Here is a 25,296-nt window from a genome sequence, read left to right on the forward strand (position 1 = left end):
CAAGTATAAATTATCGTTTTAACGTAGATGTTTTTCTTACAACAAACAATGCTACTTCTGTATTAAAAGACTTTACTTCATTGTTTTCGATTGTAATATGAAACCATTCTTGCATTTCCTTAGGAGCATTTATCATAAATGATGTTAATTCATCCCTAACATTTTTAGGAACATCCATCATTTCACACCACCAGTCAAAATTAAATTCTTTATCAAATGTGATATATGACTGTACCTGTAAACCATTGTGTTCTAATAAAGAGATCCATTCTGTTTTTTTATAAGCACGGTAATGACTTGGATCACGCTTCTTTTCTACAAAATTATAAAAATCATCATATTCTTCAAGTTCTGGAGCAACATTATCAACAAGAAAAAAGAATCCCTCTCTCTCTAATGTTCGCTGCACCTCTGCAACAAACTGCTTAACATTTGTAAAATGATGCGCAGCGATGCGGCACGTAATTGTATCAAATGATTCATTTGGAAATGGTAATTTTTCTGCATTTCCTTGTACAAACGAAACATTCGAATGTCCATTTGATCGAATAAATTGCTCGGCTTTCTTTAACATGTTCTCCGTTAAATCAAATGCAACAATATCCTGAAATAAATGGGCTAATGCATTCGCAACGTGACCTCCGCCCGTTGCTATATCAAGAAGCCGTTCGTTCTTTTCACCTTGAACAAATTCAATAAGACTGCGTAAATCTTTTCCATCTGCATGAATTTTACTCATTACATATTTCGCAGCATTTTGACCAAATTGATTTACAATTAACTCTTCATTATTCACTTCTATCCGCTTCTTTCATTACCATTTTATATTAATCTTATGATCAAGTTTAGGCTGTCTTCTTCATCAAAACGTTGAAGTATAAAACTAGCATCATCTCACAACTATTTACTTCATTTTTAAAAAATAAAACCAGCACCCCAATTGGTGAACTTTTGATACCATCAGCTTATTACTAATTTGTCCTAACAGTTTCTTGAAGCTTTTCCATTACCTTTGATAAAGCTAAAATTGAATTTTTCGTTTCAAATTCTTCAGCATCTAAGGAATGGTTTGCATTTTGGACAACATCAATCTTTAAATTTGATTTACTTAATTGGTCAATTTGATTTGAATTGTAATGAGGGTCTTTATTCCCGATAACTAAAAGCCCCTGATGATGACTATTCAAGATTGAGTCAAAAATCGAATCAAGCTTTAGCAAAGGGGTGAGTAAAATCATTTTTGAGTTTAAGAATTCCTCTCTCTTCATTAAGTCATTCACAATTGGAATTGTTCCGAGTGATTTTCCTAAAAAAATCGAATTGTTGTATTGCCCATTTTTTAAAACATCAAAAATCACTGGATTAATATCATCCATCATTATTTTCGTTAGTTCTTCAATCGGTTTTTTCATTGTTTGTTCATCATAGGAATAATGGATTTGAACAATATCGATTTTGTTTTGGAGCATTACCATCTTCGAATAATAAAACAAGGGTTTATCGTAATTGTAACCTGAACCTGAAAACATAAAGCAAATCATTTCAGAACCCTTTTCTAAATGTGTATAACGAATTGCTTTGTCGTTTGTTTGTATCTCCTTTATATTCCCTTTCATCATTTTCCCCCCGTTACTTTTATAACACCATAACATAAATCACCAATTTTTTATAAGGCTATGTTTGAAAAGATTGTTTCTATAAGTATTAAAAAAGGGCCTTCACAAGGAAGTCCTTTTTCTTCATTTCGTTATCCTATTCCATTAGTTGAAACGATTCTAACTTATATTTTCAAATTTTGAATCATTTCTACTCTATTGCCAAACGGGTCTCTAAATTCAAAACGTTCGAAGTTGGGAATCGGAACGGCATCTAGTATCTTTATATTTTCTTGCGATAATCTTAGTTTCCAATATGAGATATCTTCTACTTCATAAGCGATATGTGCTTTAGTTTTCATTCTGTCAAAGTCATCTTCTGTTCCTATATGAACCTCTTTATCACCAATTTTCATCCAAAAACCTCCACGTCCTTTAAGGGATTCAGGTTTTTCAACTTCTTGTAAACCTAAAACACCACAGTAGAATTTTTTTCCTTCTTCTTCCTTCCCTTTTGGAATAGTTATCTGAACGTGATGTAATCCTTTAATCATATTATCGCCCCTTAAATATAAAATTTTACCAATTCATCTTCTATTCTAAGAATATCACACTTGTTTTATAAGTAAATTTTATATTTTTTATGAATAAAGATAAGCATCACTTATCAATGATTCGTGTTGTTATATCATTCCTTTTTACACTGACTTTGCAATTGGATTCATGTAGTTATTTTAGTGACAAAAAAGTATTGAACTCTTATTAAGTAGTTCGGCTAACGTGGAGAAAAAACGAAATAACATCTCAATTTATTGATTAAATAGCACTGAATGTAAATTCATATTAGCAGTATAATTCACACGAAAGACGCTTGGTTAATCAAGCGTTTTTCAACTATTATTGAAGTGGTGGGTAGTTGACGTTCACTTCCATACCATTTTAAGATTTACTTTTAATTTAATTTTAGTATAAAATTCCAGTTTCCTTTCAAAAAAATAAGTTCGCTTGATATTTAGCGAACTATCTTATATAAACTAAATCCTTGATGAATCACACGATATTTTTACTCATTTTAAAAGGTAGTAGAATTAGCATAGTAATTAGCAAACATTTTAATAACCTAATTTTCACAATTTCACTTAACTAATTTATACATAAGAATATCATCAACATATTCATTTTCATTAAATTTAAATTCTTTAAATTTACGACCTTCTTCAATGAACCCCATCTTTTTGTACAATGCTATTGCCTTATGATTGGTTGAAAAAACTCCTAAGCTTACCTTTTCAATAAATGGATTGTTCTCTGCCCATTCTAATAAAGTTTTTAGTAGCATTTTTCCAATCCCCAGTTCTCTGTAACCTTTTCTAATCAATATTCCAAAGGAACCTGTATGAGACAATCGTTTTCTATTTTTAGTAGTTTCAAATACGATCCAACCAACAACTTCGCCATCTTTTTCAGCTACAAATAATGTTTCATTTTCATTCTCTAATATGCCCTGTACCCATTCTTTTTGTTGAGATGACGTTTTATTAAACTCTTCAAGTACCGAAATTAGAAACTGGCCTTCGGAAACAATTGATTTCTGTATGTCTAAAATTGCTTCAGCATCTTCTATTTTTCCCGTCCGAACATTGTAACAATCATTATTTTTTGAATTTGACATCTATATTCCCCCTAATTAAATAATGTATGTATATTCAATAGCCCATATCCTTCATGAATTAACTTGCCTTCGTTATGTCAATAATCTCTAAATCAAATAAATTGAAAATCCTCTTTTAAACCTTTAATATATACTCTGAATTAAAACATGAATTTTATACTAGAGCATGAAAAGGGAGGTTTCATATACAGCTTTTACTACAATTAGAGACTGAGAGGTTATTGTATGTGGCGTAATAAAAATGTATGGGTTGTTCTCACCGGTGAATTTATTGCTGGGGTCGGATTATGGCTGGGGATTTTAGGGAATTTGGAATTCATGCAAAAGCATGTTCCATCTGATTTTATGAAGTCTGTTATTATGTTTATTGGCCTATTAGCTGGCGTACTTGTAGGGCCCATGGCTGGAAAGTGTATTGATCAATATTCCAAGAAAAAAGTACTTTTGTTTGCAGGATTGGGCCGTGTCGTAAGCGTTATTTTTATGTTTTTTGCTATTCATTACGAAAGCATTTCATTTATGATTTTATTTATGATTGCCATTCAAATTTCTGCGGCTTTTTACTTCCCTGCACTGCAATCTATTATCCCGCTTATCGTTCGGGAACATGAACTTTTACAAATGAACGGAATTCATATGAATATCGCTACCATCGCTCGTATTGTTGGTACATCGCTCGGCGGTGTTCTTCTTGTTATCATGAGTTTACAATATATGTACGCTTTTTCAATGGCTGCATATGCACTATTATTCTTTTTTACTTTTTTCTTGAAATTTAAAGATACAAAAACAAATGTAACAAACGAAAAGAAACGCCAAAACACCAGTTTCATGGAAATATTTCGCATTTTAAAAGAAGTTCCAATTGCGTTTCGCGCTTTAATTTTAAGTATAATTCCACTTATATTTATTGGCGGTTTTAATTTAATGGTTATTAATATTAGTGAAATACAGCATGATACTACAATTAAAGGGTTTATTTATACAATTGAAGGTTTATCTTTTATGCTTGGAGCGTTTGTCATTAAACGTTTATCCGAGCGAGTTTCATCATATAAGTTACTGTATATCTTTTCATTTTGTATTGCTTTCTCCCACTTATCTCTCTTTTTCAGCGATATAAAGTGGATGACACTTGTCTCTTTTGGAATGTTCGGTTTTAGTGTTGGCTGCTTCTTTCCTGTTATGTCAACCATTTTCCAAACGAAAATTGACAAAAGCTATCATGGACGAATATTCTCATTCCGTAATATGTTTGAACGTGTAATGTTCCAAATTGTCTTACTTGGAACTGGTTTTTTCTTGGATACAATAGGATTGCAATATATGGTGCTTATCTTTGGTGTTATTTCCTTATTTATTATTTTCATTTCAATATTACAGCAAAAACAAGTAAGCAAAAATACTTCTCAAACACCCAATATGTAGGAGCCATCTCATTCTTGAGATGGCTTTCATTATTATAAAATCAATTCACCGAAATCTCCTGTTTTTATATTTCCACTGTTTGCTTCATCAGTATCAATGTGCATGTCTAAAGCGTATGTATCCTTCACTCGGACTAACACTTGATTAAAAGTCAACCCTCTATCACCTTTAACTTTAACACTCACATATTGTCCATCACTCACTTGAAACTGAGCTGCATCTTGTGGTGTCATATGAATGTGCCGCTCAGCGACAATTACCCCTTTATTAATTTGAATTTCACCATTTGGACCAATTAAGGTAATACCAGGTGTTCCATCAATGTTTCCTGATGAGCGAAGCGGGGCATTTATACCAAGATTACGAGCATCTGTTTTCGAAATCTCTACTTGTGTAAATTTGCGAACAGGTCCAAGAATTCGTACTCTCACAATTTCTGCTTTATCTGTTTTGATTGTAAGTGTTTCTTCTGCTGCGAATTCTCCTGGCTGAGAAAGCTCTTTTGCTACCGTTAATTCATGACCATTTCCAAAAAGCTTTTCTAAATCTTCTTTTGTCACATGGATATGACGATTTGATACACCAATAGGAATTTGCTTCATTTTTATTTCTCCTTTTGTCAATATACACTCTCTATTATTTCCTGCTTTTTTTAAATTAGTTATAAAAATAGCAGATAACAAATATGCTTACAGCTTAAGTTTTTTGTATATGTATTGTTTATATTTTTTAAATACGGTAAGGGAAATTTTATTATCATCGCTATTTTTATAACCTCACAAAAATGATAAAATAAATTTGTGTTCATTTTCAGAAAAACAAAATAATTCAAACACCAAGACGAGTTTTAATAACAACAATCGTATTTTAGGAGGCGTTATTCATGAATTACACGCTAGCAAATCGCATGGAAGCATTTCAATCATCAATTTTTAGTGAACTAGCTGCATATAAAAAGAAGAAAATGGCGGAAGGTCATGAAATTATTGATTTAAGCATCGGAAATCCAGATATGCCGCCAGCTGATGTTGTAATAGAAACACTAGTAAGTGCAGCAAATGAAAAAAATAATTATGGATATACATTAACAGGTACACAAGAATTTCATGAAGCTGTAACAGAATATTATGAGATGAATCACAATGTTACTTTAAATGCTGCTAAAGAAATATTATTATTAATGGGATCACAAGACGGAATTGTTCATTTACCAATGGTTTTTGCAAATCCAGATGATATTATCCTTGTTCCAGATCCTGGCTACACAGCATATGCAACAGGTCTTGCAATGGCAGGGGCAACGCCGTATTTTATGCCATTAAAAAAAGAAAATCATTTCCTACCTGATTTACATACAATCCCAAAAGAAGTTGCTCAAAAAGCAAAAATGATGATTTTAAACTTTCCTGGTAATCCTGTACCAGCAATGGCAACGGAATCATTTTTTACTGATGTGGTTGCTTTTGCTAAAGAATATAATATTATCGTCGTTCATGACTTTGCTTATTCTGAATTTTATTATGATAATCAAAAACCTATTAGTTTTCTATCAGTTCCTGGAGCAAAAGATGTTGGCGTCGAGATTAACTCTTTATCGAAAAGCTATAGCTTAGCTGGCAGTCGCATTGGCTACATAATTGGAAATGAAGAAATCGTCGGAGCGCTTAACCAATTTAAATCAAATACAGACTATGGCGTCTTTCTTCCAATTCAAAAAGCAGCAACTGTCGCTCTAAAAGAGGGTGCTACATATTGCGCAGCGAATCGGACGATATATCAAAAGCGACGAGACATACTTATTGATGGCTTAGCAGAATTGGGGTGGCATGTTGATAAGCCAGCGGGAAGCATGTTTATATGGGCAGAAATTCCAAATGGCTATACTTCTTTAAAATTTGCATATGCATTAATTGATCGTGCCAACGTCGTTGTTACACCTGGTCATGCATTCGGTCCCCATGGAGAAGGTTTTGTTCGTATTGCTCTTGTTCAAAATGAAGAAAAATTGAAACAAGTAGTTAACAACATTAAAAATAGTGGGATTTTTTCTAATGAGGGGACTTTAATTGAAAATTAATTACATTCTCTCTGCTAATTTCTATATATACAAGTAAAAAAAGACATAAAAACCCCCCGGGCGAGAGCATCTGGCCGTGCGTAGAAACGGTCAGGACCTATTTTTTCCACATGCGAGGTTTAAAACAAAGGTAGGAAGCGAGTACAGGTCATGTTGTATTCAGTATAGCAGTGACTTATATGTTGAAAAATGAAAATGGATATATATAAAAGCAAGGGGTTTCGTTTTATAATAGGTATACGAGAACGCACTTACTGTTCTTCTCTCTTATCTAGGCCTAGTAACTACATAATAATATGTAATCAAGGAGATAATGCATGAGTAAAATTAATATTCAAGGCATATTGCCGCACCGGTACCCGTTTTTAATGATCGATGACATCGTTGAAATGGAATCCGGTAAATGGGTAAAAGGTTATAAAAACGTTAGTTACAATGAATGGTTTCTAACAGAATCACAAATGACGATGCCACACATGTTAATTGTTGAAGCAATTGCGCAACTCGGAGCATTTGTCAGCACGGAAAATACTGATGGCTTAGGATTTCTCTCATCACTCGAAGGAGTAGAATTTTTAGGATCCGTTCAGCCTGGTGATCGATTAGACCTATATTATGAAGTGATTCGCAATAGACGGGGGTTCGTTCTCGGAAAGGGTCATGCCTCCGTAAATGAGAAAACCATTGTCAGTGTAGATAAATTATTAGTGTATATGGAGTCTTTGTAACAATGCAGCCAAAGTCAATTTTATAAAAATTAGAACAGTGATACTTGTGCTCACTGTTCTTTTCTCTTTCTAAAACGTCTCACTTTTATGATCCTTTAGCGCCATAACCTTTTATATGTATTTTCACAGTATATTTGATTGGAGCTTTACTAAATGTTTTATCCCAATCTTTTTTGACCTTTTCCCATACTTTTGGATACTTAATTCTTAATATGTTTCCAAAACCAGCAACATCGACTTGATATTCTTCTTGAATTTTTTTTAATGTATGATCCACTAGTCGATTCACTTCTTGTTCAGCTGCTTTTTCTGCTCTTGTTAGAAATTTATTTTTAAGAGACGTTCCTGAAGCAACCCAATTTTCAGATATCTGTCCCTCTGATTTGATATTTACATCAAAAGAAATTTTGTTTCCTTTAACGTGAGGAGTAATCGTGCTTTTCATAGATATAACTTCATACATAATGATTTGTCCTGTCTCTTTATCACGGCCTTTCACTAAACCGCCTTTCCCCTTCCCACTTATCCACGTTAAACCTTCCAATTCCTGTTCATTTAAAAAACCGTGCAGCTTTTTTGTCTTCCCTTTGATTATAGCAGCTCCCGAAAATTTTACTTCTCCATCTGACGAAATCACATTTTGCAAAAGAAAGCTGGATCCTGATTGCATTTTACCTGGTAATTTAGCAAGCGGCACAGAAGGTAGAATCCTTGATGTTCTATATTGATTATCTGCAATTCCATAAAGACGAAGTGCCGGAATTTCTCCTTTTTCCTTCATTTCTAACGTCTTGCTAGCTCGTTCTTTACTAATTAACACTAGACAGCTTGGTCGAATCTCATTATCACGAAGATAAAGATCAAGTAACTTTTTCAAACTATATGTACGTGCGAGATTTGCACTAATAACCATCACTTTCGTGTGGTGAAAGATTACGGGTCGATCCCTTCTTAATGAAACTTCACGAATCATTTGATGAAGAGAATCTCCGGTTTCAGAAACATTCGTATAAGCTTTTTGCCCCGATGTTCCGCCCTTCCCACCTCCACTTGAAGATTGTGGTTTAACGAATTGGTAAGTTGTTGTAATAATGTTCTTTTTCGAATATCCCTCAGCCTTTTCTTCTAGCGCTTTCTCAGCAGCTGATTCCTTCCCTTTATCAAATGCCAAACCTACCTCGAAACCTAGTTCTTCAATTTCATGACTGCTCCAGCAGCCCGTTAGAGAAAAAAGTAAAAGAACTGCCGGTAAAACTAGAAGGAATCGTATATTATTAAGACTTTGTTTCATACTTTCCCTTCCTCCATCTCACAATTATGAGGAGGAGAATTGGCAATATACCGAATAAGAACATAGCCGAATTACCAATCAAATCCCCAAGTTTGAATAAATCGTTAATATTTTTTGGAGTTAAAGCAATGAGGTATACGACTGGCAGTAATCCAAACAAAAATGAATGAATGTTCTTTTTAAAAAGTTGAGCCAATCCAAATGCAGCGGCATAGTAACAAATTGAATACGTTGAAAAGATTTGCATAGTCCATATCACGAGCAATAAAGATTCAAATCGTTCAAATATTAAACCTGGGATTTCAAAACTTCTCATAAGATCAATTGTTGGCCATGTTCTCGTGACTACTCCATCGACAGATAACGCTCCAATAACCATCACAACAGTAATTACATAAAAAACCAAGGGAATAGCAGTTCCAATTAGAACAACTTTTACAGCTTTGTTCGGTTGTTTCATAAACACCAATAGGAGTAACATGATTTCCGCGCCTGAATATGCAAGAGTTGTTGTTTTTAACCCTTTTAGTACAGGCATAAAACCTAATCCTAATACCGGACGGAGATTATCTATCTCAAATATTCCAATACTCATAAAGGCAGTGAGTAAAAAAATAAAGACGGTAATTGGGAATATAATTCCAAACATACGGGCCATTGGATTTATGCCACCCATCATCAAATAGAGACTCACCCACATAAATGTCATAATAATAGCCCAGTTGGGGGTTCCTTCAAGTAAAAAGAAACTTGTTACTTCCTCCAGTATTCTCACTTCATATGAGGCAAGAGTAAAAAAGTGAACGATAATAAATAGACTAAATAACCCGCCTATCCATTTTCCTACAATGTCTTGGCTATATTGATAAAATGTTTTTCCGGGAAATTGTTGGCTTAATTTGACTATGATTATCCCGGTAACCATCGCTATCAACCCGCCTAAAATAACAGTTATCCAAACATCTGGTGTTTTCATTTTCTCTGCAGCTGTTCTAGGCAAGGTGAGAATACCGGCTGCAAGTATATAATTAATGAGAATGACAGCTGCTTGTGAAGTCTCAATTCGATCTTTCGGATTGGTAATCATCACTGGTCACTTCCTTTTCAAAGTAAGCTATCCTTTTCGTATTGGATCTTTCGGATGTAGCATCTCCGGACGACGTTTCATCATCTGAAATGGAGCGCGCACGATAAAGTCTTTCCAATCACTTGCTTTATACGGAACCGCTGGACTAACGTAGGGTACACCAAAACTCTTTAGTTTCACCAAATGACTGCATAAGAAGAGAAAAAACAGAATGAGTCCGTACAATCCAAACAAAGCAGCGCAAAACATGCCTGCAAAACGAAGGATGCGAAGTGGAATTGCTGTACTATAAGGCGTGAGCGCAAATGAAGAAATGGCCGTGGCGGCTACTACGATAACCATAATAGGGCTAACAATCCCAGCTTCTACCGCTGCCTGCCCAATAATTAGTCCGCCCACGATTCCCATTGCTGAGCCAATTGGTTTCGGCAAACGGAGTCCGGCTTCTCGTAAAATTTCAATAGCTACTTCCATAAGCAGTGCTTCAATAATCGCCGGAAAAGGAACACCCATCTTTCCTCCTATGATAGAAATGGCTAACTTAGTTGGAATCAATCCAGGATGAAACGAGATAAAGGAGATATACAAGGCAGGTGTAAAAAGAGAAATGATGGCTGCTCCAAAACGTAATATGCGAAAGAGAGTGCCTGGAATCCAACGTTCATAATAATCTTCAGGCGATTGCATCATCATGCTAAATGTAACTGGAGCGATTAATGCAAACGGTGTTCCATCTAATAAAATGGCAACTCGCCCTTCCATCAATGCAGCAATGACACGATCAGGACGCTCCGTACTCTGTACTTGTGCAAAAAGACTGAAGTAATTATCTTCGATGAGCTGCTCTATATATCCTGATTCCGGTACATTATCAATATCAATTTTCTGAATCCTTCTCTTGACTTCTTCTATTAATTCCGAATCTGCAATTTCTTTCATATAAGCGACGACGAGTTCTTTTTTTGCCCGCTTCCCTACTTGGAATTTTACTAATGACAAGCCTGCATTTTCACCATGACGTCGTAAAAGAGCTGTATTATCACTTAAAACTTCTGTGAATCCTATCCGCGGACCTCTGACTGAAACCTCTGATATAGGTTCTTCAACGTTCCGGGTTCTCCCTTTCGTTGTACTAAGAATCAATACATCTGGTGAGCCATCAACCAAAAGCGCGGTAGAACCTGTCAATACTTTTGACATCAAATCGTTTATATCATGAGCTTCGCTTACTTCACTAATAGAAAGGACTTGCTCTTTAATAAACTCTTTTGAAACCGTCCCTTTCTTGTAAGATGAGTCATTCATGTATTCTTCATAAAAATCAACCATTAATGATTTCATAATATGTGTGTCAATGAGCTCTTTATCTGACAGTCCTTCTACAAAAATAATTGCCGCTTTAATACCTGTACGCCCAATGTTAAACTCCCGAAAGTGTACATCAGAGTTATCATTATTTTCTTTCTTTACAAGTTCCAAATCCAAAATGAAATCGCCTGTAAACTTTTCTTTTGAGTCTTGAATAAAACTAACGTTCTGCTCTCTCATTCTTATCACTCTTTCTTTTAAAAAGCTTCGTGTGCATCTAAATTTAGCGGTATCCTAATACCATAATTACTTCAGGAGCTATCAAAAGATTTTCGTTAGCATTGCAGCAAGTATCTACCAGACTGAGAGGAGTTTTTTTCTAAGGTTGACCCATGAATGAATACAGTTGTTCATTCATCCCTTTACTTTCCCTCTAATTTATGAATCCAACTAAAAATTTTTGCAATCATATACGGAATGAACAGTACAATAAAAGCCTGCCAAAAAACTTTCCACTCTGGAAGGTAGGAAACAATCGTTTTCCACATTTTAATCATCCTATTTCAGCAGTTGACACTGCATTTTTTTACTTTAATCTGAAATTCTTACGCATTATTATGTCTTAAGTACGGAAATTTAATCCAACAAAAAACCCCCTATTCTTCATAGGGGATTAATAATATTCCAACTAAATAATACACATATGTATGTTAATATTTTCTTTATTTGTTGCAATGAAAACTATTCAATTAAATGTAATGAATGGAAGACAATTTAACTGCTCATCTGCCATATCAAAATGTAAGCTAAAGAGGTTTCCCAAAAATTTCTCTTTTTGGTATGAATCAACTCAGCGAATCGATTATTTGTATATCGAATATTGCCGAAGGGTCTTTAAATCATGTCGAATCGCTGATATATTGCAAAGAACGGCCGATAACGGAAGAGAGCACTGACTCCAAAGGCACTTATGTGCATTTGGGGTCAGCTTCTTTCTTCTATTCATCCTGCATATAAGTATTTGCCTCAACTCTTATTAAAAACGGACTTAGTTCGTTTTTATAATAAATGTATAACTCATGCATAGCACGTGTGCAAGCTGTATAGAAAAGCTTACGTTCGCTTTCTTTTCTATATTGTTCGTTTGAAGCATTATAAATAATAACAGCGTCAAACTCTACACCTTTCGCTAAATATGAAGGTACAATAAGTACTCCCGAATCAAACGAAGCTGTTTCTTTTTCGATAAGGTGAATTTGTACATGTTGCTGTAGTATGTCAAATGCCACTTTGCTTTCCTCGGCAGTTTTACAAATAATCGCTATCGTTTTATGATTATTTTTTTTCAAATATTGAATCCGGTTTACAATTCTTTGATGTAATTCCTCATCTGTTTCTACTGCTGTTATAACTGGCTTTCTCCCCTCACGCTCAAATGGTTCAATACAGTTTCCTTCTGAAATAAGTTGCCGTGTGAATTCAATAATTTGTTTCGTTGAACGATAACTGCGTGTAAGTTCAATTCGCTTACTTTTTTCCTCTCCATACAAAGCATATAATTGCGAAAATCCATTTTCAGTCGCATGTACATGTATCGTTTGATTAAAATCACCAAGTACCGTCATTTTACTATGTGGAAATAATCGCTTTAAAAAGGTAAACTGAAAAACAGAATAATCTTGTGCTTCATCAATAAATATATGCCTTGCAGATGTATTTCGTTGTAATTCTTCCAGCTGATCTTTTAAATATAAATAAGGCGTCGTATCTTCATAAGCCATCTGAAAGTGCTGTATGCGTTCTACTGTTTCTTGGCATATTTCTTTCCAATATAGCGGTAATTCATTCTTGCTCGTAAATCTCTCTGCAAACAACGGATTTGCGAACAACTGAACATAAATCGCAGGTACATTAATGAATTGGAGCCCTTTCAATCTTTTACGAAGTGGTTTAAAATACTTTTTCACAATCATTGCAGCTAACATTTGTTGTTCACGTTCAAAATCATCGAATGTATTAGCGTCATATCGTTTCTCTTGTTGCAGTTTTTTATGAATTTTAGCATACGTTTCTTTATCTAATAGCTGTATTTCTTCTTCAACCCATGGTTCTTTTCGTTCTATCCGCTCTCTTTTCTTTATTTCTTTTAGTAACCACTCAGAAATTAACTTTATTCGATTTGGAATCCTCATCGACAAAGGAAAAGAATAAAACCTTTCTTTTATTTCCTCTTTTGAAATTAATACATTTCCGCGAAACTTCACATCTTTAAAAATCATTCCATCTTGTCTCAAATACGTTACATAGTTATCTACAACATTCAAAAAAGAGGCACTTGCCTTATATTGAATGCTTTTCATGCGTACTAAGTATTTTGAATCTTCTTTCCCCGCAAGTACATATTCGATTTGCGTAAACGGATCTTCAACATCAAATGTTTTCTCTATGTGCTCCTCTAAATAGTCTTGAAATGTCGTTTGTTTCATATTCTCTTCTCCTAATTCAGGAAGAACCGTTGATATATAACTATTAAACATTGAATTAGGAGAAAAAAGAATGATTTGATCTGCATGTAATGTATCTCGATATCGATATAGTAAATAGGCAACTCGTTGCAATGCAGCCGATGTTTTTCCGCTTCCTGCTGCTCCTTGCACAATAAGTAAACGACTCGTTTCATCGCGAATAATTAGATTTTGTTCTTTCTGAATCGTAGCAACAATACTTTTCATTTGCGTATTCGCATTTTTCCCTAACACATCTTGTAATAATTCATCACCAATTGTTACTCCGGTGTCAAACATACTTTCCATTTGACCGTTACGAATGATAAATTGTCTTTTTAAAGTTATTTCTCCTGTAATCATTTCATTTTGCGCTTTATAAACGGCAGATCCGAGCGAATAATCATAATACAAACTAGATATAGGTGCTCTCCAATCATAAACAAGAAATTGATCTGTACTCTCGTCAAAAAACGAATGAATGCCAAGATAAATTTGATCAGCACTTCTTTCACTTTCTTCTAAAAAATCAATTCTCCCAAAATACGGAGAATGCTCTAGCCGTTTTAACATGGTGAGCTGCTTATCTGCATGATAATGACTTCGTTCTCTTTCTGCTAATAACTCTGCTTGTTGCTTTATACTTGCTGCTGTTTCAATGGCCTCTTCAGCATTATCAAAGTTAGTTGTTACATCGTTCCAAAAGTTTTTTCGAATATGAACTACCTCTTTTTTTCCGCTGCTTACATATTGTTGAAGGCTATCTACTCGCTCTTTAATTTTCTTAACAACTACTTCTATTCGTTGTTGTTCTCTCTTCCACTCTTGTTCATACTGTTCCATATTGTCACTCCTTATCGAAAAAAATTTTGACCAAAAGTTTGACAAACACAGGTGATTCCTGTTACAATTATATTGGATAATTATCGGATAAAATAAAATTTTCCGACAGATCATTTTTTAATTTTAGCACACTCATATTTCTTAGTTCAACTATAATTCTAGACATTTTGTATACAACGGATTTTTCACTTCAAAAAACTCAGTTTTGCTGTACGTTAAGAACGTACCATGAACCGTTTTGGGTAATGAGTTTCATATCATAGATTAATTAATTGTAATCGTGTAATACACGATTTATTTTCTTTTAAATTCAGTTATTCTTGTAATAAATGGATAAATTTGTTATACTGATAGTAACATTTTTTCTTTTCAAAAGAGACGCAAGCGTGTGTCTCGTCATCGAGCTTTTATCTGAATAACAGAGATCAAGGGTCTTTTGGACCACTTGAAGAACATTTTTCTTCAAGTGTGTCTAAAGACCTTTTTGTGTTGGTCTAAAACGAGAAAAGAAGACCCAAGAAAAGCACCCCCTCTAGAATCAGCAAGAAAGACAGCAAACAAGTGTCCAGAAAAAAATATTAATAAACTCCCTCGATTAGAGGGTAAGTAAAGGAGTTGACAATGGTTGTACCTATAATGCCATTTACTTTTAAATGAGCTCCTCACTTTTGCAATTTTAGAGCTAGAAAACTCGTATCTTTAAATTCATGATAACAATTACCTATTCTAGGAGATGATGGGATGGAAAGTTTGCCTTGTAAAGATTGTAAAGGAATGTGTTGCGGTCCTGTTCCAATTACAGAAAACGAGTTAAAAAAAATAAAAAAGAAGATAAAAGCAATGCCTACTAAAAAACGCCTAAATTTAAAGCAACAACAACGATATTTTGGGACCTGTATTTTTTATGACGAAATTAACGATCGGTGCGGCATTCATTCGGTACGTCCATTCATTTGTCGGGCATTTGGGAATTACAAAAATCTTGTTTGTATTCGCAAACCAGAATTAGCTTCTACAAAAAACTATATAGCCAATGAACAGCCTGTCGGTATTTTGAGTGTTGATTTTACTTGGAAAGACTTTTCTTAATAGAGTAAAAGTTTTTGAAGAATTGTTTATTGAAGTTACATCCAAATTTCAACAAAAATATACGTTAAGTAAATTTCGACATAAAACAAAGGTCATATTTGGAATTACAATCCAAACTATGACCCATTTTTGTTTTATACTAGTATTTCACCTTCGATTTACAATCCTTATTCCTTAATATCCCGTTTAAACCTACCACTTCTTATCCATGCACACCTTATGTCATTGAATTTCGATTACTCTACTATTTCCGTTCTTCGCAATTTGTACTTTTGCATATATCCCTTCCCCTTTTACGAGAGTAACAGGAACTTCACGTGTACTTCCAATCGTAACATATCCATAATTCATATATCCCTTTATCCAGATTCCTTTTTCTTTCGGATAGTCACCAACCTCTATTTGATCTATACGATAATTCTTGTCTTGTTCTTTTTTCAATTTTATAAACACTGGTGTTTTTGTTTCTTTTATTGTTTCGCGTTTCAACATCATCTCATTTGCTTCCACTTCTATTTTGAAAGAAAACCATACTTTTTTCATATCTCTCATTTCATTAACTGGATTTTCCAATTCCAGCAATACAATATTACTGTTATAATAGTTCCATTCTTGCCTTGCAACAGTACCTAGTAACATAAAAGCGGAAAGTACCCCTACTAACCATACGTGTTTTTTCTTGTATATTCCGTTATATTTACTAATTTTCTCTTGTTTTTGCTGTTTTTTTGTTTGCAACAATACAATCCCTGCCAGAAACAGCATCAAGCTCAATCCATAGTTTCCAATGTAATTTGTTTCATACATTATAAGATTCGTAAACAAATAAATAACAATGCCAATCCGCTTTATTACGATATCCTTTACAAACAACATGCCCAGTACAAGGAGTAATATATATCCACCATGTGCACTCATAATAAACCAAGGATCTGCACCTTCATATTTCCCTAACAAATAGAAAAATACATATATCATTCCAAATCCAACGCTATTTCGTATTAAAAATTTATTTTTCCGCACAATCGCAAAAATGAAAAATCCGATATGAATGAGCACGAGATACCCCATACTTATTGTATATTCCGTATCTTTCATACACTCACTTACTATGACTCCTTCTAATAACCACCATAAACTATATTGTTCTGCCTTATGATTCGCAAATAGCCAATACAAAAAAATACAACTCGCATACAACACTCCCCATATGTAATGGTGATTTGTTACAATGGTTGTAATTCCTGCTGTGATAGCGAAAACAAATAAAAAAACCCGCAAAAATTTTGCTGTTATTTTTTTATATCCCCAAATTCCAAGCACACTTAGCATAGCGCTTACAATCATGATTACACTGCTTTCTCTTACTGTTTCCCATAATACGAAGTAAAGACTCGCAAGAAAAAGAACACTTCCTATTGAGCTCACTAAAACATATAGCACGTATTCTCCTATTTTCCGGGGATTTGCATTCGTTTGTTTCTTTTTTTCTTGCCAAGTGAAAAATACTTGCGAAATAAGAACAAACAAACCGACAAGCCCCATCAATATATAAGAGAGATTCATAGTTAAATTTACAAATAAATTCGTTATGTCTATTAATGCATACAACGACCAAGCCGTTAAGATTGCACCAGTTGTTATTTTATATAAATGTCCTTCTTGTATTTTTTTGAATATAACCATGTATGTGACTGTCATGATGATTGCACACAACACTTTTAGCCAATAGTTAGGCTCTCCTCCCTCATATAAACATTCAAGATATATCACCCATAACCCTAATAGACTAGCTGTATAAAATAAATAGCGGCCCAGCATTTTTCGTTCCAGGCAGTACCAAATAACTGAGGCCATTGTTATCATAATAGATTGCCATTTGTGCGAAACAACAAACCACGTCGTTTCATCTATATTTGATAAAAAGAAAAGCAATGCTCCGCCGCCAAGCACATACCACTCTGGTTTTCTGTCAGTAAAATAAAGATATAATACTGGAAGTAGCCAACTAATAGAAAGCCAAATTTTCTCATTTTCAATACCGTAAATATTCCGAAGCATCCAACATGACCACGCATAGGCGAGATATAAGGTTATACGCATTCCTCTTATAAACAACACATTTGCAAAAAGTACATTTCTTACCGCAAAATTCCAGATGATTGCAATAATAGGTACTCCTAATACCACTAAACTTTGATACACCGTTAACCACGAATAACGCATCGACATTGTTAAAACGATATAAGCAGCAAGTAAAGACCATACTCCAAGTATTCTAAAAATATCATCTTTCCAGTACTTCATCCCCGATCCCCCCTTTCTACAAGTGTATTCTTTTTATTCATATTTTTCACTTGTAATTTATATATTTCCCATTTTCATTACGCAATCTATGAAAAACAGAAAGCTCAATGTTTCTACTTTTTTATAGAATCATTGAGCTTCTTAGACAAATAATTTTTAACTAACTAGATCTAAATAACTGCCCTAGATTTTATAGGATTACCGCCACATGCCCACCAAGCTAACAAGAATACACTACCCCAAAACGATAAAACCAAATTATAAATTTTTCAATCTAATATAAAGTGAAACTTTAATCAGTGGGGGTTTTCTTCATCCCCCACTGATTATTAGTTGAACCAATCGGGCTTTTACGGGCAGTTTATCTCCCGCCTAACTTCTTTGCTTCCGCTGAATTTTGAGGCGGGAGTATTACTGCCCGTTAATGCGGGATAAATTTATTTTAGAATCCAATAGATTGCCTCTCAATTTAAGTGAAATTAAAGTGTTAATATTTACCTGATAATATTATAATTTCGTTATCTTGCTGTTACATTCCAAAATGCATACAATAACTTGTTTTCAGGGTTATACTGAAGCTAGAGGTGATTCAAAGTGACATATGATTGGAAAACAAATCCGAAACGAACTAATCAACACCCAGACTCTGACAAGCCAATTCTATCCGTCCCTGTTTCTGATAAACAATGGCAGGCTATTGTCAATAATGATGCTTCTTATGACGGACAATTTTTTTATGCAGTGAAAACAACGGGGATTTTTTGTCGCCCTTCTTGCAAATCAAGAATACCCAAAAGAGAAAACATTGGCTTTTTTGAAAATGCTGATCAAGCACTAGCTGCACATTTTCGTCCCTGCAAACGGTGCAAGCCAACCAGGAAAAGATTGCCCGATGAGGAGTGGATTGCTTTCATAACCGAATATATGGATAGCCACTGCGATGAAACGTTGACGCTTGAAGTCCTTGCGCTTCTGAGTCACGGAACCCCTTATCACTTGCATAGAACCTTTAAAAAAATCAAAGGCATGACCCCGGTGGACTACATCCAGCATGTCCGTATAGAAAAGGCGAAAATGTTATTGACTACTTTTGATGACCCAATTGCTGAAGTCGGTGAGTCTGTCGGACTTTCCAATACACCTTATTTTATTACGCTGTTTAAGAGGAAAACCGGCCAAACGCCGGAGGCTTATCGTAGACAGCAAAAACAACACTTGAAGGAGGCATTTTCAAATGGCACCTAAAAAAAGCAGTTCTCTCTATTGGTCGTTGTTTTCTTATGAAAACTGGAAGGTGTACATTGCCGCAACAAAAAAAGGCTTATGTTTTGTCGGATCGCAAAATAAACCATTCGAAGAATTGGTGAAATGGGCAAATCATTACTTGCCTGAAAACGACCTGATTCGAGATGACGAAAAATTGCAACCTTTTGCAGATGAGCTTGTTCGTTATTTTCAAGGCAAGCTCAATCGGTTCACCATTCCAATCTTTTATCACGGCACACCTTTTCAGGAAGCCGTATGGAAGGCACTATGTGATATTCCGTACGGTCAAACTCGATCCTACTCGGATATTGCTCGACAAATTCTAAAACCAACTGCAGTTCGGACAGTTGGGAGGGCCATTGGAACCAATCCGATCCTGATTACTGTTCCATGCCATCGTGTTATCGGCAAAAATGGATCGCTGACGGGCTATCGCGGCGGAATGGAAATGAAAACGCAACTGTTGGAACTTGAACAAGGCTCCACAAACAATGAGAAGGAGCTACAACATGTCTGATCAGCATATAACATCTTTAGCCGAACTCTACTGGGCCAAGCTACATCAAATGCTTGATAAAGTGAAACTTTAATCAGTGGGGGTTTTCTTCATCCCCCACTGATTATTAGTTGAACCAATCGGGCTTTTACGGGCAGTTTATCTCCCACCTAACTTCTTAAGAAAAGCGGAAGCGGCTCGTTCAGAATCGCAGGACGTTGGAGCCCCTGACAGAGAGGCGCTTTTTGCCTCGTCCGGGGGGGCGAAACGGCCGGAGATTCTAGCCGCTAGAGCTGGACAATGCTTTCGCTGAATTTTGAGGTGGGAGTATTACTGCCCGTTAATGCGGGATAAACAGGACAACGCCAAACTGTCGCCTCTTCTAAATGCGGACTCATGTGCGTTCGCCTGATCTTACTTATATCGTAAACTAGGTAATTTATAAATATGAATGAAAGAAGGTGTATTATGAAAAATAAAAAATACTTTAATTTTTACAAGCTTTGGCTAGGACAGTCTATAAGTTTGTTAGGTACCCAGTTTACAGTAGTGGCTTTGCCTCTTTTTGCATTAAAGGTGCTAGAAACAAGTGAGGCGAATGCTGCCTTGCTTCGTGGAATTATATTCATACCCTACCTAATTTTCGGATTAGTAGCCGGTGCTTTGATAGACATCCTTCATAGAAAAAAGGCTTTGCTAATTTGTAGTATATGTCAAGGCGTTTTATTTTTATCAGTATTCATATTGACTGTAACAAATATAATAACATTCCCAATACTAGTGTTTCTCATGTTTTTAAATGGAATATTTACCACGTTTTACAACATTGCAATTCCTTCTTTCTTACCGGAAATATTAACAGATAAAGACAACTTAAAAAAAGGAAATGCTCAACTAGCCCTTTCGGAGTCTCTTTCTATAGTAATTGGTCCTATGCTAGCAGGAATCGTTATTACTCTAGTTGGATTAACAGGCTCATTCACTGTTGACGCAGTAACGTATTTTGTTTGTTTTGTGTGTGTATTATTTATTTCAAGGTTTAAACCGCATACAGAGGGCTCTTTAAGAAAAATAAACATAAAATCTATATATATAAACATATATGAAGGTTTAATATATTTCAAAAAACACCCTGTATTGGAACCAATTGTAAGCTGTGGCGCTGTGTATGGTTTTTTTAAATACATACTAAATAGCATTTTAGTAATATTCCTTTATAAGGTAATGGGTCTATCTGAACTTGACATAGGCTTTGTGGTAGGTTCGGCAGCGGTGGGATTTTTAATAGGCAATACGATACTCCTGAAAAAAAGTCAACAAATTAATAATACAAAAATGCTTATTTATAGTGCTACTGTATCAGTTATCGGTCTGTCCTTTATACCGATAATGGGATATTTGGGAACCGTTTACGGTATAGTAGCTGCAAGTATCATACATGGTATGGGAGAAGGCGTATTTGGCCCTTACGCTGCAACCATACGACAACTTGCCTCACCAAGTCACATGCTAGGCAGAGTAAATGCAATGCAGCGTACGCTTAATTGGGGTGCTTGGGCATTGGGAAGTTTTGCTAGTGCATTTTTAGTTTCTATATTTGGGCTTCAAACTACGTTATTTATAGGGGGATTCGGAACAACATTGTGTTTAGTGGTGTTGTTAAGACGAGGCGTATTAAAAGGTACCAACATTGAATATACGAGTTCAATTTAGAGGAGATGATTATGATGTATAAAGTATCAAAAGGAACTGACATAGGAAATACACCACACGTTTTATTTATAGGGGGATGGACAAAGCCTATACAAGATGCTTTAGACAGGGGGTATACTGTTTCGTATATAGGGTCTTACACTAAACACATATATTTCGATGGAACTATCTTAGAAAAGTGTTTCTATAGAAAAGAAATAGACACAACAAACATACCCGTGTGTGTATACTATGCTGAAGAATTGTACAAAGAGAAACCGTTTGATGTGGTTGTATCTTTCAACGAAGCAGCTTTAGATACGGCTTGCATAATTGCAAAAATTTTTAATGTTAAAGGATCTTCTTACAATGCTAATATGATAACCCGCAATAAAGACATGATGCGTGAAATTCTAGCAGGCAAAGACTTTTCGATAGATTCAATAGTTTGCAATAACATAAAAGACATTGATGAATTTTTGAACAAAAAAGATAGTATTATAATAAAGCCCCCGAGTGGCGCAGGTGGTAAAGGAGTATCTAAGCTAGACATGGGAGATGACGTAGAGGTATTTATTAAAGATAACGGTATTCAACTACCTATTTTAGTGGAAGAGTACGTTGAAGGTGACGTAGTTTATACGGTCGAAGCCGTTTCTTATAACAAAAAACACTCTATACTAGCTATATCAGCTGAAATATTTAAAGAAGATACATTTATAATAAACTATACTATTATGCCGGCACCTATAGATGAATCTCAAAAAAAATTAATCATTGAGAAAGTAATGCTATTTTTGAACGACATGCAACTGGAAGACGGCATTACTCATACAGAAGTAAAGTTAGACAAACAAAATAAGCCAATAATCATAGAGTCTCAAGTCAGGATAGGTGGCGGTAACATTTGGAACATGGTAGAACTAACAACCGGCATATCTCAATTTGGATACTATTATGATGCGTTAGCTACTGAGACTATAGATGAGTTTAGATGTGTATCTTCAAAATGTCAAGCTATGTCTTTAAGCTTGATTCCAAAACCAGGTTGCTTAAAAGAAATCAAGTATAAAGGGTTAGATAACATATCCGAAGTGATATTAATTGATCTATTAATAAAAGAGGGCGACACCATACCAACTATTGTAGACAGTACTCAGCGCAAAGGATCTATATTATTTACGGCTAATGATATAAAACATATGTACGAAGTTGCAGATAAAATATGTGACAATATAACGTTTGTTTATCAGGATTTGTCAGAATGGAAACCTTCTTTTAAAAAATATATTTAAAAAGGAATGTGGCACATGACTGGTCTATGTTAAGAAAAAGGACAATTTAAACCACGTGTGTCTATTAACCCAAAAATTAGGTTACCAGTACAACATGATCATTATGAGCTAAGGATACCTATAGAGTTAAATCACGATCTAATTTCAGGTACCATGCTAAATACTCTTAAACTGTCTTATGAATTTAATGAAAAATATATAAACAAGAAGTAATTAAAATGAAAATCATTATGGAAGATACTTCAAGTCATTTTTTCTGTTTCAGAAAATTGACTCGTTGTTTGTGAGTTTTTTAATTACATTCTTTAAATATTAAAGAGCCGATTTACTCTTAACAGGAAAAAATCGGCTCTTTACTTATGATAATAATGCCTAGATTTACAATATCGTTTAATAAATACTTTATAAGTTTATAAAGGCGTAGCGAAAATTGCACCGGGCATTCACGATTGATCAGTAAGAAAAGACTTGACATTATATATCAGGTCTTTTTCATGTCTTATTCTATACCAACTGCATCATAAGCCTTCGTTACAGCTTGTACTTCTTTAGAGTTTTTACCATATAAATCTTCTGCAGCTTGAAGTGCAGCTTGGCGCATCATTTTAAAGTTAGAGTTTGCAGTTAAATATTTTGTAAGGGAACGATAGTAAATTTTTTCCGTAGCTTCGCGACCAACACCATTTACTTCCAAACCATAATGCCAGCCACCTTCAGACACTAAATATGCTGCTTTATTATTGATACTACTGTTAATATGAACACCGCCATTATCATATGGACCAGTGTAAAGTTTTCTGTAATGATCTGGATAACCTTCAGTTGGTTCTAATGGGTTTGGAATAGAAGCAGGATTACTTAAAGAACGCATCGCATCTCCTGATATATCCGGTGTATAAATATCTTCTCCCGCCTCCCAATCATCACGGTCCACCATCGCACCGAAAATATCCGAAAACGATTCGTTTAATGCACCAGACTCATCTTGATACTCTAAATTTGCTGTATGCTCTGTTACAGCATGTGTTAACTCATGGGCAACAACATCTAAGCTTGCAGAAAATGGAATAAATTCTTTTCCATCTCCATCACCATAACTCATATACACACCGTTCCACCCAGCATTATTCCAGTTTTCCCCTACGTGAACAACAGAACGTAACTTTGCTCCTTTGTTATCATAGGAATTACGATTAAATGTTTTCTTATAATAGTCGTATACTTTTTCTGCATTTACATGTGCATCAACACCTGCTTTATCTGCAAAGAACTTGAACTTACTTTCAATTTCATAACCTGTATATCCCAGTCCTTGTAATGATGAATCATAAAAGTATTTATTCAAATTTCTCCAATCAAACGTATAAACACCGTTTCCACGTTTGCCATCAAATAAATGAAATGCACCTGTTTTTTCATTTTGAACAATTTCAAATGATTGTCTGTTTCCTAAAACACCATATCCAAAACCAGTAATATGATCGACCGCATTATATTTATTGATCACATTTCCATTTGTTGCATCAATAAAATAATACCAGTAGCCTGGTGCTGGTTTTGAAACAGATGCTTTTACAAGATAGGAAAGATAATATTGTCCATCTTTTTCATATACGTATAAATCTTTCTTAATACCATCATAGTTATCTACTTTTCCAATCTCTTTCTCAATACTAGCTTTCGCAATATTTACAGCCTCATCTTCTGAAATACTTGCAGTTGATGGGATATTTTTATTTTCTAAATTCGGGATAACTTGTCCAAAAAATGCTTTCACATTATTATTTTTATCAAGTGCTACTGTTTGATCAGAGCCATATACAGGAACACCATTATATTTTTCAATAAGCCTCACATGAGTTGTTTCTGCTTCTGCGTCTTTTTCTTCTCTAACGATTTCAAAATGTTTCTCCATATTTCCTGTTAATTGAAACATGTCTTTCTTACTCTTTAAATACTCGAACACAGTTTCTTTTTTATCTAGTCCTTCTGGTGCTTTCCACTCTTCCCCAATATAAGATGGTGTCTGAAATTCTTGGTTGTATTGAATTTTTTGCTCTGCTGCATATGTACGTGACGTGCCTAATGTCGCAAATGTCGCTAAAGCCATAGATAAAGCTAATGTTGAAGATAAAACCTTCTTTTTCAAAAATACCACTCCCCATCCCTATTTTTTTGACACATCTCTATGTTTTTTAACACTTTTATATAATTCTAGTGATAATAGTATACAACCTCCTATCTGAAATTATAGAAAATTTAGACAGGAAATTCAGGCTGGACTAGACACCAAGCTAAACAATTACCACTCAATCCTGCATCTAAAATAACAGTAGGATTTCCATTCTCTTCACCAGAAATAATCGTATGAATGCTGCGACCATCCACATTCACAATACTTCCTGGTTCCTTCGTTTCATTCTTTTTTCTAATGTACAGATTTGCCGCCGTAAATGGAAATAACACTGTACTTATTGCTGTTTTTAAAAAATAATCCGTTTGAAAACTCATGACAATGACTCTACCTCCGTCAAACTTTTTTAATTTTTTTGTACCTGCTATTAAATAAAGTTCACCCCTCAAGAATAAGAGAATTTCAGTTTATCCCTCCACACACT

The 25,296-nt window shown here is 34.7% G+C and carries 21 protein-coding genes; 8 read left to right on the top strand and 13 right to left on the bottom strand.

Features of this window, described 5'->3' with window-relative positions:
- Positions 1 to 10: 10 nt before the first annotated feature.
- From BR72_RS09170 to BR72_RS09185, 4 genes are all read right to left on the bottom strand, one after another.
- Positions 11 to 796, bottom strand: coding sequence for a class I SAM-dependent methyltransferase (locus BR72_RS09170; RefSeq protein ID WP_035432224.1), 786 nt, complete (start codon positions 794 to 796; stop codon positions 11 to 13).
- Between the two features lie 175 nt (positions 797 to 971).
- A complete protein-coding gene (locus BR72_RS09175; RefSeq protein WP_035432225.1) occupies positions 972 to 1,616 on the bottom strand; it encodes a hypothetical protein in 645 nt (214 codons plus the stop codon).
- 164 nt (positions 1,617 to 1,780) lie between these two features.
- Positions 1,781 to 2,149, bottom strand: coding sequence for a VOC family protein (locus BR72_RS09180; protein WP_035432227.1), 369 nt, complete (start codon positions 2,147 to 2,149; stop codon positions 1,781 to 1,783).
- A gap of 581 nt (positions 2,150 to 2,730) precedes the next feature.
- Entirely contained in the window at positions 2,731 to 3,267 is a 537-nt protein-coding gene (locus BR72_RS09185) for a GNAT family N-acetyltransferase (RefSeq protein WP_035432229.1), read from the bottom strand.
- A 225-nt stretch (positions 3,268 to 3,492) separates the two neighbouring features.
- On the opposite strand from BR72_RS09185, the gene BR72_RS09190 reads away from it, so the two are divergent.
- Positions 3,493 to 4,695, top strand: coding sequence for an MFS transporter (locus BR72_RS09190; protein ID WP_035432231.1), 1,203 nt, complete (start codon positions 3,493 to 3,495; stop codon positions 4,693 to 4,695).
- Between the two features lie 32 nt (positions 4,696 to 4,727).
- Here BR72_RS09190 and pduL read toward each other — a convergent pair whose 3' ends face one another.
- The gene (gene pduL / locus BR72_RS09195) at positions 4,728 to 5,297 is read right to left on the bottom strand and encodes a phosphate propanoyltransferase (protein WP_035432233.1); all 570 of its coding nucleotides are present in this window, start codon (positions 5,295 to 5,297) and stop codon (positions 4,728 to 4,730) included.
- A gap of 281 nt (positions 5,298 to 5,578) precedes the next feature.
- Between pduL and BR72_RS09200 the strand changes: the two genes are divergently transcribed.
- Positions 5,579 to 6,772 (top strand): LL-diaminopimelate aminotransferase, encoded by a 1,194-nt coding sequence (locus BR72_RS09200; protein ID WP_035432235.1) that lies wholly within the window; start codon positions 5,579 to 5,581, stop codon positions 6,770 to 6,772.
- A gap of 317 nt (positions 6,773 to 7,089) precedes the next feature.
- Complete coding sequence (locus tag BR72_RS09205; RefSeq protein WP_035432236.1) at positions 7,090 to 7,500, top strand: 3-hydroxyacyl-ACP dehydratase FabZ family protein; 411 nt, start codon at positions 7,090 to 7,092, stop codon at positions 7,498 to 7,500.
- An 85-nt stretch (positions 7,501 to 7,585) separates the two neighbouring features.
- Here BR72_RS09205 and BR72_RS09210 read toward each other — a convergent pair whose 3' ends face one another.
- The 5 genes from BR72_RS09210 to helD form a co-directional block, all read right to left on the bottom strand.
- Positions 7,586 to 8,791: a Ger(x)C family spore germination protein gene (locus BR72_RS09210; RefSeq protein WP_035432238.1), complete on the bottom strand. Its 1,206-nt coding sequence runs from the start codon at positions 8,789 to 8,791 to the stop codon at positions 7,586 to 7,588.
- On the bottom strand, positions 8,775 to 9,878 hold the full coding sequence (locus BR72_RS09215; RefSeq protein ID WP_035432240.1) for a spore germination protein: 1,104 nt from the start codon (positions 9,876 to 9,878) through the stop codon (positions 8,775 to 8,777). Before BR72_RS09215 ends, BR72_RS09210 begins: the two co-directional genes overlap by 17 nt.
- Before the next feature lie 27 nt (positions 9,879 to 9,905).
- A complete protein-coding gene (locus BR72_RS09220; protein WP_035432242.1) occupies positions 9,906 to 11,426 on the bottom strand; it encodes a spore germination protein in 1,521 nt (506 codons plus the stop codon).
- A 182-nt stretch (positions 11,427 to 11,608) separates the two neighbouring features.
- On the bottom strand, positions 11,609 to 11,734 hold the full coding sequence (locus BR72_RS27330; RefSeq protein ID WP_256217064.1) for a hypothetical protein: 126 nt from the start codon (positions 11,732 to 11,734) through the stop codon (positions 11,609 to 11,611).
- A 450-nt stretch (positions 11,735 to 12,184) separates the two neighbouring features.
- Positions 12,185 to 14,533 (bottom strand): RNA polymerase recycling motor HelD, encoded by a 2,349-nt coding sequence (helD, locus tag BR72_RS09225; RefSeq protein WP_035432245.1) that lies wholly within the window; start codon positions 14,531 to 14,533, stop codon positions 12,185 to 12,187.
- Between the two features lie 741 nt (positions 14,534 to 15,274).
- Between helD and BR72_RS09230 the strand changes: the two genes are divergently transcribed.
- Positions 15,275 to 15,622, top strand: coding sequence for a YkgJ family cysteine cluster protein (locus BR72_RS09230; protein ID WP_035432246.1), 348 nt, complete (start codon positions 15,275 to 15,277; stop codon positions 15,620 to 15,622).
- A 222-nt stretch (positions 15,623 to 15,844) separates the two neighbouring features.
- On the opposite strand, the gene BR72_RS09235 is transcribed toward BR72_RS09230, so the two are convergent.
- Positions 15,845 to 17,929, bottom strand: a complete 2,085-nt coding sequence (locus tag BR72_RS09235; RefSeq protein ID WP_035432248.1) for a hypothetical protein — start codon at positions 17,927 to 17,929, stop codon at positions 15,845 to 15,847.
- A 594-nt stretch (positions 17,930 to 18,523) separates the two neighbouring features.
- Between BR72_RS09235 and BR72_RS09240 the strand changes: the two genes are divergently transcribed.
- The 4 genes from BR72_RS09240 (at position 18,524) to BR72_RS09255 (ending at position 22,678) form a co-directional block, all read left to right on the top strand.
- Positions 18,524 to 19,174 carry a bifunctional transcriptional activator/DNA repair enzyme AdaA gene (locus tag BR72_RS09240; RefSeq protein WP_035432250.1) on the top strand — a complete coding sequence of 217 codons (651 nt, stop codon included), beginning with the start codon at positions 18,524 to 18,526 and terminating at the stop codon, positions 19,172 to 19,174.
- A complete protein-coding gene (locus BR72_RS09245; RefSeq protein WP_035432252.1) occupies positions 19,164 to 19,712 on the top strand; it encodes a methylated-DNA--[protein]-cysteine S-methyltransferase in 549 nt (182 codons plus the stop codon). The genes BR72_RS09240 and BR72_RS09245 overlap by 11 nt, the downstream gene beginning before the upstream one ends.
- Before the next feature lie 447 nt (positions 19,713 to 20,159).
- A complete protein-coding gene (locus BR72_RS09250) occupies positions 20,160 to 21,404 on the top strand; it encodes an MFS transporter (protein ID WP_035432253.1) in 1,245 nt (414 codons plus the stop codon).
- Positions 21,405 to 21,418: 14 nt separating this feature from the next.
- Positions 21,419 to 22,678 (top strand): ATP-grasp domain-containing protein, encoded by a 1,260-nt coding sequence (locus BR72_RS09255; protein ID WP_035432255.1) that lies wholly within the window; start codon positions 21,419 to 21,421, stop codon positions 22,676 to 22,678.
- A gap of 499 nt (positions 22,679 to 23,177) precedes the next feature.
- Here BR72_RS09255 and BR72_RS09260 read toward each other — a convergent pair whose 3' ends face one another.
- Together BR72_RS09260 and BR72_RS09265 are read right to left on the bottom strand one after the other, a co-directional pair.
- Positions 23,178 to 24,827, bottom strand: a complete 1,650-nt coding sequence (locus BR72_RS09260) for a M4 family metallopeptidase (protein WP_035432257.1) — start codon at positions 24,825 to 24,827, stop codon at positions 23,178 to 23,180.
- Between the two features lie 110 nt (positions 24,828 to 24,937).
- Complete coding sequence (locus tag BR72_RS09265) at positions 24,938 to 25,189, bottom strand: hypothetical protein (RefSeq protein ID WP_197059935.1); 252 nt, start codon at positions 25,187 to 25,189, stop codon at positions 24,938 to 24,940.
- Positions 25,190 to 25,296: the final 107 nt, after the last annotated feature.

It is taken from the genome of Bacillus sp. UNC322MFChir4.1, assembly GCF_000746135.1.
Lineage (GTDB): Bacteria > Bacillota > Bacilli > Bacillales > Bacillaceae_G > Bacillus_A.

Bases quoted from the DNA above. Each gene is read 5' to 3' on its own strand.
- BR72_RS09185 (WP_035432229.1), bottom strand. From the start codon at position 3,267: ATGTCAAATTCAAAAAATAATGATTGTTACAATGTTCGGACGGGAAAA.
- BR72_RS09250 (WP_035432253.1), top strand. From the start codon at position 20,160: ATGAAAAATAAAAAATACTTTAATTTTTACAAGCTTTGGCTAGGACAG.
- BR72_RS09255 (WP_035432255.1), top strand. From the start codon at position 21,419: ATGTATAAAGTATCAAAAGGAACTGACATAGGAAATACACCACACGTT.
- BR72_RS09205 (WP_035432236.1), top strand. From the start codon at position 7,090: ATGAGTAAAATTAATATTCAAGGCATATTGCCGCACCGGTACCCGTTT.
- BR72_RS09265 (WP_197059935.1), bottom strand. From the start codon at position 25,189: ATGAGTTTTCAAACGGATTATTTTTTAAAAACAGCAATAAGTACAGTG.
- BR72_RS09175 (WP_035432225.1), bottom strand. From the start codon at position 1,616: ATGAAAGGGAATATAAAGGAGATACAAACAAACGACAAAGCAATTCGT.
- BR72_RS09235 (WP_035432248.1), bottom strand. From the start codon at position 17,929: ATGAAGTACTGGAAAGATGATATTTTTAGAATACTTGGAGTATGGTCT.
- BR72_RS09215 (WP_035432240.1), bottom strand. From the start codon at position 9,878: ATGATTACCAATCCGAAAGATCGAATTGAGACTTCACAAGCAGCTGTC.
- pduL (WP_035432233.1), bottom strand. From the start codon at position 5,297: ATGAAGCAAATTCCTATTGGTGTATCAAATCGTCATATCCATGTGACA.
- helD (WP_035432245.1), bottom strand. From the start codon at position 14,533: ATGGAACAGTATGAACAAGAGTGGAAGAGAGAACAACAACGAATAGAA.
- BR72_RS09180 (WP_035432227.1), bottom strand. From the start codon at position 2,149: ATGATTAAAGGATTACATCACGTTCAGATAACTATTCCAAAAGGGAAG.
- BR72_RS09190 (WP_035432231.1), top strand. From the start codon at position 3,493: ATGTGGCGTAATAAAAATGTATGGGTTGTTCTCACCGGTGAATTTATT.
- BR72_RS09220 (WP_035432242.1), bottom strand. From the start codon at position 11,426: ATGAGAGAGCAGAACGTTAGTTTTATTCAAGACTCAAAAGAAAAGTTT.
- BR72_RS09200 (WP_035432235.1), top strand. From the start codon at position 5,579: ATGAATTACACGCTAGCAAATCGCATGGAAGCATTTCAATCATCAATT.
- BR72_RS09230 (WP_035432246.1), top strand. From the start codon at position 15,275: ATGGAAAGTTTGCCTTGTAAAGATTGTAAAGGAATGTGTTGCGGTCCT.
- BR72_RS27330 (WP_256217064.1), bottom strand. From the start codon at position 11,734: ATGTGGAAAACGATTGTTTCCTACCTTCCAGAGTGGAAAGTTTTTTGG.
- BR72_RS09210 (WP_035432238.1), bottom strand. From the start codon at position 8,791: ATGAAACAAAGTCTTAATAATATACGATTCCTTCTAGTTTTACCGGCA.
- BR72_RS09245 (WP_035432252.1), top strand. From the start codon at position 19,164: ATGGCACCTAAAAAAAGCAGTTCTCTCTATTGGTCGTTGTTTTCTTAT.